We start from the raw sequence: 6,379 nt of genomic DNA, 5'->3' as shown, positions 1-6,379 counted from the left end.
ACCATCATCATGAAATTTCTTGGCAACGTTGGGCTCTAGCAATTGGTATGTTTGTAATCGCATTGTTTTTAGAAAAAAGTGTAGGTTGGATTGCAAATGCATTATTTCTTTTGACAATTGCTTGTATTGGGAAAGAAGTCATTACTGAAGGCATTATGGATACGATTGAAGAAACAAAGCAATTTAAAAAGTTTCGTCCAAATGTTCATTTACTGATGACACTTGCTGCTCTTGGTGCGATTTTTATTGGGAAATTTGAAGAAGCTGCAATGCTAATTGTTATTTTTACGATTGCTCATTCACTTGAAGAATATGTCGAAAAGAAAAGTCGTAAAGATATGACTCAATTATTACAATTGCAACCAAAATTAGCGTTGAAAAAAATGAATAATGGACATTTTGAAGAAGTAGATGCTTCTTCTTTAGAAGTTGGAGATATTATTCAAGTATTAAATGGCAGTCAAATTTCAGCAGATGGAATCATTATTGAAGGAATGTCCTCTGTGAATCAAGCTTCAGTAACTGGTGAATCAATTCCGGTTGAAAAAGAAGTAGGTAGCGAAGTATTTGCCGGAACTTTAAATTTAACCCAAACACTGCTCATTAAGGTTACTAAAAAACAACAAGATAGTGTACTTGGAAAGATTATTACTTTAGTGCAAGAAGCTGGTCAATCTTTAACTCGTACAGGTAGTTTCTTAAAGAAATGGGAACCAGTCTATGTCACAATTGTATTAGCCTTATTTCCAGTCGTGTTAGCCATCGGAATTATATTTTTAAACTGGGATTTCTTAACAGCTTTTTATCGTGGAATGGTTTATTTAATTGCTGTTTCTCCATGCGCACTAGCCGCTAGTGCTACACCGGTAACAGTAGCAGCGATTTCAACTTTATCTAGAAAAGGAATTTTTATAAAATCTGGTGCTGCATTAGAGAAAATGTCTGAAGTTAACGCAATTGCTTTTGATAAAACTGGGACACTAACTAATGGTACACCGAAAGTTGTAGCAAAAGTGATGGATAAAGATCGTGAATTTGAATTATATTCGATTCTTGTATCGATGGAGAGAAAGGTAAATCATCCCTTAGCCTTTGCAATTGTAGAATCTGGACTAGCATATCGTACTTATTCATTATCTGTTACACCAAAAGTAGGAATTGGATTAGAAGCAACTTACAGAAATCATACGTATCGTATTGGAAAACCTTCTAGTTTTGCTACATTAGGAAAATATACAGCAATTGTTGAGCAGTGGATGAATGAAGGGAAAACAGTTGTAGTTTTAAGTGAGGATCATTTAGTAGTTGGAGCAGTAGCCCTTTTAGATACTCCAAAAGAAGAGGCAAAACAAGTGATTGATTATTTCAAAGAAGAAAAGATTCAAACGATGCTGTTAACAGGGGACTCTATTCAAACGGCCGAGGCAATTGCTAACGAATTAGAAGTTGATGAGGTAAGAGCTAATGTATTACCAGAAGAAAAAGCAAATACGTTAAAAGAATGGTCTATGAAATATCCGACAATTGCAATGGTTGGAGACGGTATTAATGATGCACCAGCATTAGTGAATGCGGAAGTTGGGATTGCAATGGGAAAAGGAACCGATGTTGCAATGGAATCTAGTGATATTGTATTAATGAATAGTCAATTAGATTCTTTAAAAACATTGCATAAAGTTTCCAAATTAATGATGACTGTTACAAAGCAAAATTTAATATTTTCTTTATTGATTGTAATTGTATTAGTGCTATTAAATTTCCTAGGTTGGAGTGATTTAACTCTTGGTGTCATTCTTCATGAAGGAAGTACTGTTGTAGTGCTATTACACGCATTAAGATTAATTCTTACACCAATTGAATAATAATGAAAATTTCTCTTTCAAATTCATAAAAATGGAAGAGAAATTTTTTTGCAAAAAAATGTTTGACATTCAAAGTATTATTTAGTATAGTTTGAATATCAAATGATTTGATATTCAAACTAATTAGGAGAAAGAAATGGAAAAAACTCTAGAGAAAATTAATGAGTATTTGGTAGACGTCTTTAACCAAATGCTAGATATTGAAGAATCTTCATTGGCACAAAGTCAATTCAAAGATTTATCGATAAAAGAAATGCATGCAATTGAAGCAATCGGCATGTACCGTGAACTCACGACAACAGAAGTTGCCAATACATTAAATGTAACAGTTGGGACGCTAACAGTAGCAGTTAATGCATTAGTGAAAAAAGGATATGTCGAACGCTTAAAAGATGCAAAAGATCGACGAATTGTTAGATTAGGTTTAACAAGTAAAGGACGTCTCTTGTATCGATTACATCGTAAGTTTCATGAAAAGTTAGTGAAACGTACGATTGAAGGAATGAACGAGGAAGAAATGGCTGTTTTAGTAAAAGGTCTTCATAATTTATATAACTTTTTACACGAAGCCAAAGCTGAAGTTCAAAAAGGAGAGATTTGATGTCCACTGTAAAAGTGATTCATACAAGTTCTTACCTACCAATTCATGAAATAAAAAATACAGATTGGGAGCATCATTTAGATACTTCTGATGAATGGATTCAAAAACGAACTGGAATTCAATCAAGACGCTATGCTAAAGAACTAACAACTAGTGATTTAGCGATAAAAGCTGCTCAAAAGCTTTTAGAAGAGTCTGAAATACAGCCAGAAGAAATTGAATTTATCATTGTAGCAACAATGACTCCTGATTCTATGAGCCCTTCTTGTGCCGCAAAAGTTCAAGGAGTGGTTGGAGCAATTAATGCATTTGCATTTGATATTAGTGCCGCTTGTGCAGGATTTGTTTTTGCTCTATCTACAGGAATAAAGATGCTTTCAGCAGGAAATCGAAAATATGGTTTAGTGATTGGTGCTGAAACGATGTTATCTGTTTTAGATTGGAAGGATCGCTCTACTGCTATTTTATTTGGCGATGGAGCAGGTGCTGTTCTATTAGAAAAAACAGATGATGAAACTTTATTTGTAGAAACTTTGCGTTCTGATGGTCAAAAAGGAGACGCTTTAGTTTGTGGAGAAAGATTGGAGCAACATACATTTTCCACAATGAAAATGGATGGTAGGGGAGTTTTTGAACTCGTTTCGAGGGAAGTTCCTAAAAATATTTCAGAAACTCTAGAAAAAGCTCAAATGAGTGCTGATGAGGTCGATTTATATGTACTTCATCAAGCGAATGTTCGATTAATCGAACAAGTTGCAAAAAAATTAAAACAACCAATTGAAAAATTCCCAACAAATCTAGCTAGTGTGGGGAATACTTCAGCAGCAAGTATTCCAATTCTTCTAGATGAATTAGTTCGAAATCAAATGATTACAATTGGTAGTGGTCAAAAACTACTATTCAGTGGCTTTGGTGGCGGATTATCTTGGGGAAGTATGATGATAAAAATATAACTATTTGGAGGAAACAAACATGACATTCGAAAAAATTCAAGAAATTATTACAGATCAATTAGGAAAAGAAAAAGAAGAAGTACAATTAACAACTAGCTTAAAAGATGAATTAGAAGCAGATAGCTTAGATTTATTCCAAATCATTAATGATATTGAAGATGAATTTGATGTGAAAATCGATACAGAAGATGGATTAGAAACTGTAGAAGATTTAGTAAAATATGTTGATAACCAATTAGCAGAAAAATAATAAGGGATGAGTTATATGGAATCAAAAATTAGTCAATTACTTGGTATCCAGTATCCTATTATTCAAGGTGGAATGGCATGGGTTGCAAATCCATCTTTAGCAAGTGCGGTATCCAATGCAGGTGGGCTAGGAATTATTGCCTGTGGTCATGCTCCTGGTCCAGTTGTACAAGGATTTATTGATGAAATGAAGCAATTAACGGATAAACCTTTTGGGGTTAATATCATGCTATTAAGTCCATTTGTTGATGAAGTAGTAGATGTGGTTTGCCAAGCAGGAGTAAAAGTAGTTTGTACAGGTGCTGGAAATCCAGGAAAATATATGGATAAATTTAAAGCGGCTGGTATTACTGTTATCCCAGTAGTAGCTTCTGTAGCTTTAGCAAAACGTATGGAAAAAGCTGGCGCTGATGCTATCGTTATTGAAGGAATGGAAGCAGGTGGACATATTGGTAAAACAACTACCATTGCTTTATTACCTCAAGTCGTCGATGCTGTAAATATCCCTGTTATTGCAGCTGGTGGTATTGGTGATGGTCGTGGAATGGCAGCTGCATTTATGTTAGGTGCTGAAGCTGTTCAATTAGGGACAAGATTTTTAGTTGCAAAGGAATCAACTGCTCATGATAACTTTAAGCAAGCAGTGATTAAAGCAAAAGATATTGATACAGTGATTACTGGTCAAATTACTGGACATCCAGTTCGTGTATTAAGAAACAAATTAACAAAAATTTATTTACAAGCTGAAAAAGAAGAAACAAGTAAAGAAAATCCTGATTTCGAACGATTAGAAGCGATTGGAAAAGGTGCTCTAAGACGTATTGTCGTTGAAGGGGATACTCAAATGGGATCAATGATGGCAGGACAAATTGCTGGTTTAATTCAAAAAGAAGAAACTTGTAAAGAAATTATTGAAGAATTAATGAGAGATTCAAGAAAAACAATTCAAGATCAAATGAAACGTTTTGGATTCTAAATTTTTTTACGCAATATTTAGTTTGAACTTCAAACAATAAGGAGTGCTTATGAAAACGGCTTTTATTTTCCCTGGTCAAGGAAGTCAAAAACCTCAAATGGGGTTAGAATTTCTAGAAAATCCTAAGGGTCAACATTTATTAGAACAAACACAAAAAGTATTAGATTTTTCAGTATTAGAACTATTAGAAGATGAAAATTCTACAAAACTTCATGAAACAAAGTATACACAGCCTTTATTATTATTTGTTTCTAAACTTATTCTACAGTTTCTTGAAGAAGAAGGATTTCATCCAGATACTGTTGCGGGTCTATCTCTTGGGGAATATAGTGCATTAATGGCAAGTGGTGCATTAAGTTATGAGGAAGCGTTAATGCTTGTTTCAAAACGTGGAGAATGGATGCAAGAGGCAGCAAATCAAAATGCTGGTTCAATGGCTGCTATTTTGGGATTAGAAGATGAAGTCATTGAAAAGGTATGTAAAGAATTACAAAATCAAGGATTATTAGTATCTCCTGCAAATTATAATACACCAGGGCAACTAGTAATCGGTGGAAAAAAGGACGCTGTTGAAATAGCAGTAGAAAAATTAAAAGAACAAGGAGCAAAACGTGCCATTGTTCTTCCCGTAAGTGGAGCTTTTCATACTGAATTAATGGCGCCGGCAGCGGAAAAATTTAATGACTTTGTGCAGACTATTTCATTTCAAATACCAAATATTCCAGTATTAAGTAATGTAACTGGAGTACAACATTCTATTCCGATTAAAGCAGAAATACTGACTCAACAAATCACTCATTCTGTTAAATGGAAACAAAATGTTGAATGGATGTTAGAACAGGGTGTTCGAGTGTTCGTAGAAATTGGACCTGGAAAAAGTTTATCTCAAATGATTAAACAAATTGCCAAAAGTCATTCAATCGAAGTAACTGTACTTCAGACAGAATCAATGAAATTATTGGATCAAACAGTACAAGAATTACGAAGAGTGAAAGAGGGAAAGATATGAAATTTATCGATAAGACAGTCGTTGTAACGGGAAGTAGAAGAGGAATTGGATTAGGCATTGCATTAGCTTTTGCAAAAGAAGGAGCTAATATTGTTCTAAATGCAACTTCAGAAATTAGCCAAGAAGTTTTAGAGCTATTTTCTCCATATCCTGGAGAAGTTCTAACCGTAGTTGGAGATATTTCAAAATTTGAAGTTGCAGAAAGTTTAGTAGAACAAACGATTGAGAAGTTTTCAAAAATTGATGTATTAGTCAATAATGCTGGAATTACTCGTGATGGATTAGTATTAAAAATGAAAGAACAAGATTTTGATGATGTCATTGATATTAATTTAAAAGGTTGTTTTAACTTAATTCGTTTTGCTAGTCCATATATGGTTCGTCAAAAATCGGGAAGTATTATTAGTATGACTAGTATTGTTGGTGTATCTGGTAATGCTGGTCAAGTCAATTATGCCGCAAGTAAAGCAGGTATTATAGGTTTAACAAAATCAGTAGCAAAAGAAATTGGTTCAAGAGGAATTACCGTTAATGCAATTGCACCTGGATATATTGATACTGAAATGACTCAAGCACTTCCAGAAAAAATTCGCAAGGAATGGGAAAAACAAATTCCAATGCGTAAATTTGGAACAGTTGAAGATATTGCTGAAGCTTGTTTATATTTAGCAGAACAAAAATATATGACAGGTCAAGTATTACAAATTAACGGTGGTTTATATATGTAAA

At 33.9% G+C, this 6,379-nt stretch carries 7 protein-coding genes; all 7 read left to right on the top strand.

Annotated features, from left to right (window positions below; genetic code table 11):
* On the top strand, positions 1-1,862 hold a 1,862-nt coding region (locus RWZ86_RS01500), incomplete at its 5' end, for a heavy metal translocating P-type ATPase (protein WP_314679408.1).
* Positions 1,863-1,998: 136 nt separating this feature from the next.
* A complete protein-coding gene (locus tag RWZ86_RS01495) occupies positions 1,999-2,463 on the top strand; it encodes a MarR family transcriptional regulator (protein WP_314679405.1) in 465 nt (154 codons plus the stop codon).
* Positions 2,463-3,416 (top strand): beta-ketoacyl-ACP synthase III, encoded by a 954-nt coding sequence (locus RWZ86_RS01490; protein WP_314679403.1) that lies wholly within the window; start codon positions 2,463-2,465, stop codon positions 3,414-3,416. Before RWZ86_RS01495 ends, RWZ86_RS01490 begins: the two co-directional genes overlap by 1 nt.
* A 19-nt stretch (positions 3,417-3,435) precedes the next feature.
* Positions 3,436-3,666, top strand: a complete 231-nt coding sequence (locus RWZ86_RS01485; RefSeq protein WP_314679401.1) for an acyl carrier protein — start codon at positions 3,436-3,438, stop codon at positions 3,664-3,666.
* A gap of 15 nt (positions 3,667-3,681) precedes the next feature.
* The gene (fabK, locus tag RWZ86_RS01480; protein ID WP_314679400.1) at positions 3,682-4,641 is read left to right on the top strand and encodes an enoyl-[acyl-carrier-protein] reductase FabK; all 960 of its coding nucleotides are present in this window, start codon (positions 3,682-3,684) and stop codon (positions 4,639-4,641) included.
* Between the two features lie 49 nt (positions 4,642-4,690).
* On the top strand, positions 4,691-5,650 hold the full coding sequence (gene fabD, locus RWZ86_RS01475) for an ACP S-malonyltransferase (RefSeq protein ID WP_314679399.1): 960 nt from the start codon (positions 4,691-4,693) through the stop codon (positions 5,648-5,650).
* Positions 5,647-6,378 carry a 3-oxoacyl-[acyl-carrier-protein] reductase gene (fabG, locus tag RWZ86_RS01470; protein ID WP_314679398.1) on the top strand — a complete coding sequence of 244 codons (732 nt, stop codon included), beginning with the start codon at positions 5,647-5,649 and terminating at the stop codon, positions 6,376-6,378. Before fabD ends, fabG begins: the two co-directional genes overlap by 4 nt.
* Position 6,379: the final 1 nt, after the last annotated feature.

The organism is uncultured Granulicatella sp., from assembly GCF_963545075.1.
In the GTDB taxonomy this organism is placed as follows: Bacteria; Bacillota; Bacilli; order Lactobacillales; family Aerococcaceae; genus Granulicatella.
The sequence above is the reverse complement of the archived record's forward strand: the minus strand, read 5'-3'. Positions and strand labels throughout refer to the sequence as shown.

Excerpts from the sequence above, each read along its gene's own strand:
- fabD (WP_314679399.1), top strand. The coding sequence starts at position 4,691 with ATGAAAACGGCTTTTATTTTCCCTGGTCAAGGAAGTCAAAAACCTCAA.
- fabG (WP_314679398.1), top strand. The coding sequence starts at position 5,647 with ATGAAATTTATCGATAAGACAGTCGTTGTAACGGGAAGTAGAAGAGGA.
- RWZ86_RS01495 (WP_314679405.1), top strand. The coding sequence starts at position 1,999 with ATGGAAAAAACTCTAGAGAAAATTAATGAGTATTTGGTAGACGTCTTT.
- RWZ86_RS01490 (WP_314679403.1), top strand. The coding sequence starts at position 2,463 with ATGTCCACTGTAAAAGTGATTCATACAAGTTCTTACCTACCAATTCAT.
- fabK (WP_314679400.1), top strand. The coding sequence starts at position 3,682 with ATGGAATCAAAAATTAGTCAATTACTTGGTATCCAGTATCCTATTATT.
- RWZ86_RS01485 (WP_314679401.1), top strand. The coding sequence starts at position 3,436 with ATGACATTCGAAAAAATTCAAGAAATTATTACAGATCAATTAGGAAAA.